The sequence below is a fragment of the Methanobrevibacter sp. genome, from assembly GCF_045636185.1.
GTDB lineage: Archaea > Methanobacteriota > Methanobacteria > Methanobacteriales > Methanobacteriaceae > Methanocatella.
Window position 1 is genome coordinate 1 of record NZ_JAZTXC010000115.1, and the last position, 3,260, is coordinate 3,260.

At 28.5% G+C, this 3,260-nt stretch carries 6 protein-coding genes; 3 read left to right on the forward strand and 3 right to left on the reverse strand.

Annotation, left to right across the window (positions count from 1 at the left end; translation table 11 throughout):
• The 3 genes from ACKI3Q_RS06685 to ACKI3Q_RS06695 form a co-directional block, all read left to right on the forward strand.
• Positions 1–300: ADP-ribosylglycohydrolase family protein (locus ACKI3Q_RS06685; protein WP_407415500.1), on the forward strand; the 300-nt coding region annotated here is incomplete at its 5' end.
• A gap of 237 nt (positions 301–537) precedes the next feature.
• On the forward strand, positions 538–687 hold the full coding sequence (locus ACKI3Q_RS06690; protein ID WP_407415502.1) for a hypothetical protein: 150 nt from the start codon (positions 538–540) through the stop codon (positions 685–687).
• A 214-nt stretch (positions 688–901) separates the two neighbouring features.
• Positions 902–1,450 (forward strand): recombinase family protein, encoded by a 549-nt coding sequence (locus ACKI3Q_RS06695; protein WP_407415504.1) that lies wholly within the window; start codon positions 902–904, stop codon positions 1,448–1,450.
• Between the two features lie 97 nt (positions 1,451–1,547).
• On the opposite strand, the gene ACKI3Q_RS06700 is transcribed toward ACKI3Q_RS06695, so the two are convergent.
• From ACKI3Q_RS06700 to ACKI3Q_RS06710, 3 genes are all read right to left on the reverse strand, one after another.
• Positions 1,548–2,711 (reverse strand): hypothetical protein, encoded by a 1,164-nt coding sequence (locus ACKI3Q_RS06700; RefSeq protein ID WP_407415506.1) that lies wholly within the window; start codon positions 2,709–2,711, stop codon positions 1,548–1,550.
• 71 nt (positions 2,712–2,782) lie between these two features.
• The gene (locus ACKI3Q_RS06705; RefSeq protein WP_407415508.1) at positions 2,783–2,989 is read right to left on the reverse strand and encodes a hypothetical protein; all 207 of its coding nucleotides are present in this window, start codon (positions 2,987–2,989) and stop codon (positions 2,783–2,785) included.
• An 18-nt stretch (positions 2,990–3,007) separates the two neighbouring features.
• A complete protein-coding gene (locus ACKI3Q_RS06710; RefSeq protein ID WP_407415510.1) occupies positions 3,008–3,202 on the reverse strand; it encodes a zinc ribbon domain-containing protein in 195 nt (64 codons plus the stop codon).
• Positions 3,203–3,260 lie beyond the last annotated feature (58 nt).

The window sequence follows — 3,260 nt, forward strand, 5'->3', positions numbered from 1 at the left end:
TATTACCCTATGGATTTTACTCTTGATAAAATACGTTCCCGATACAAATTTTACGAATCATGTCAACAAACTGTTCCGCAAGCTCTTAAAGCCTTTTTTGAATCCGAAAGTTTTGAAGATGCTATTAGAAATGCTATATCCCTCGGTGGAGATAGTGATACTATTGCAGCAATCACCGGAGCCGTCGCCGGGGCATATTATGGAATCCCTTTATATATCCATGGAGAAGTAGCTGATTATTTAGACGATAGACTAAAAAAGTTAATAAAAAAAATCATCGATGGAATAAGAGAATCTTAAACAATTACCAAATTTCAAATCAAAATCTACCGACAAATGATACCTAATTTAAAATAGGTATCATTTTTCTAATATTAGCGATATATCCGAATTTTGTAATACGGCTCTATATCTTTTTCAATACAAGTTTACAATATAGAAAAATAAAACATATACAATGATAAGCAATGAAACCAATATTTGATTATAAGATATTTTTCAAAACAAAAAAGCCACCTTTTTAGGTGGCCTCTTGAATTGGAGCGGGTGAAGGGATTCGAACCCTCGACATCAACCTTGGCAAGGTCATTAGAAACTCCATTATCCTTTATTCCACAAGGAACACAAAGAATCATAATGATTGATTTTTGCTGTTTTTTACACACCAACAACATCATCACTCAATAAAAATGGACTACCAAAACACTTTATACATATGGATTTTTATAACTAATTTAGGAACCTTAAAATCAACAATGACACATTGTAAAATCCAACAATAGTTAATCTTTCCATATACAATACTGTAAAATCAACATTAAAACACTTGACGATTTTACACTTTTATCATAATGTAAAGCAACATTATAGATTTACACTTTACACATAAAGGATTTTAGCAATGATTTTTAACTATAAAAGAGTTTCCACAATAGTCCAATCTACTGAAAGACAGTTAATTGATGTTCCTTGTGATAGGGAGTATGAAGATAAATTATCTGGCAAAGATAGAGCAAGACCACAATTAGAAGCAATGTTATCAAATTTAAGAAGTGGTGATATTGTAAATGTTCACTCAATGGATAGGTTAGCAAGAAACACCAGAGATTTATTAAATATAGTTAATGAAATCAATCAAATTGGATCAATAATTAAATTCCATAAAGAGAATCTAACATTTGAACCAAATAAACAAGACCCATATCAGCAATTGATGATGACAATGTTAGCAGCAGTAAGTTCTTTAGAAAGAGAGTTGATAAACCAAAGAGTAAGAGAAGGTGTTGCTATTGCTAAAGCAAAGGGAAAATATAAAGGTGGTAAAAATAAGTTATCTAATGAACAAGTAAGTGAATTGAATAATTTATATCAACAAGGGATTCCAATTGCTAAAATTGCAAGACAATTTAACATCACAAGACCAACTGTGTATGGATATATAGAAAAATAAAGCATTTTATTTTTGCTTTTGGATTTCAAGTTATGGTAAAATAAATGGGGAATAGAATATTCTACCCCCCATTTATTGGTTAATTGATTTTATAAAATCAATCTACAATTCTGGTCCAAGGGTCCCAAAAACTGTACAAATTAATTAAGCTTTCATATGCTTGGCAAAGATTTTTTCCTGATTCTCCCACAGAATTTAGTACCTTTGAATCAATGTCAATTCTATCTTCATCTATGTAAACCTTATATCTCCCCTCTTTATTTTTAATGCACCAATAAGTTGGTCTTGAGCTTCCTCCAAAACCATTATAAAACAACAATCCATTACCCTTAAAAATAGTGTAATTAAGTTTACAATGACCACTTCTTTCAATAGAAGATGTAACATTTTTTATTAAATCTGTACTATATCTTTCTGCTCTATGAGTTGCTTTCTTTACTAATAAAGTATAACAAGCACCCTCATCTTCTGAACTATAAGACCCCAAATTATAAATAAAGAATATTCCTCCTAATATGATTAATACTATAACAAGGATGTGCTTTTGGGATTTATGATTATTTTCTGATAACAATCCTTTTTTCATTGCATCATAATCATTATCACTGATTGCCCCAGATTGTTTTAACATATTGAGTTTATCTAATGTTTTTATAGTATTATCTACATTATCTTTTGATAATGATTTTTCTTGTTTATTGTTACCATAATAAAAAAATACAAACAAAAGAACGAAACCACCTATAACACCACATACTATTTCTTTGGGCACATCAATAACAGATGTTAATAAAGTATATAATGAAATAACAAAAATTACCCCAATTACAATTGTAAGTATATCTTGCTGAAGGTTATCTTTTTCCTCATCTTTTTTTACATTTTCTTGTGTTGGTGTTACTTCAGCATCATTTTTTAAATCCATCAACTTTTTGGATGCAGTTTTTAACAATGCTTCTTTTTGCCTACTGTTTGATATTGACTTTGAACACTCATCTCTTATTTCACATTCATCCCAATAATCTGCCATTTTTTTATAAATACCATCATAAAAAAATACAAACCAAAGAACGAAACCACCTATAACACCACATACTATTTCTTTGTTGGACACATCAATAACAGATGTTAATAAAGTATATAATAAAAAAACAAAAATTACCCCAAATATAATTGTAAGTATAATATGCTGAAGGTTGTCTTTTTCCTCATCTTTTTTTACATTTTTTGTATTCTTATTAGATTCCTTATTTTTCCCCATTTTTTTGCTCCAGTCATTTATTAATATTTTGGAATAGTGATATTTTATTGTTTTTACATTTTATGTAAAAATCAATCTTTTCTAACAGAATGAATTTTGATATTATAATCATCAAAATTTTCTCTGAATAAAAATTCATCAAATTTTGCTTTACCATTGCCATCTATTGTTAGACGAATGTAAGAATGTTTAATTTTTATTTCATCTTTATCATACAAATTATATTCCAATGTAACATCCATATCTTCAGAATTGTTATTTTCAACAACTCCACACAAATTTTTGTAATAAGAATATCAATTAAATACATAAACCATTAAATACACAAAAATCCAACAACCAATACCAATAATAAATAAAATTTTCATAGCTTCAAATTCTAATTTAGCATTTTGTCTGGCTCTTATTATTTCAGCTTGAACATTACCTCCACAATGGGGACAAGTTATTGTTGATGGTGCTATTGTTGCTTTACAATTTGGACAAATCATATTCTACTACTCCATTTTTCTAAATTATTTTTATACTATTTTTCTCTTATGCTTTTGA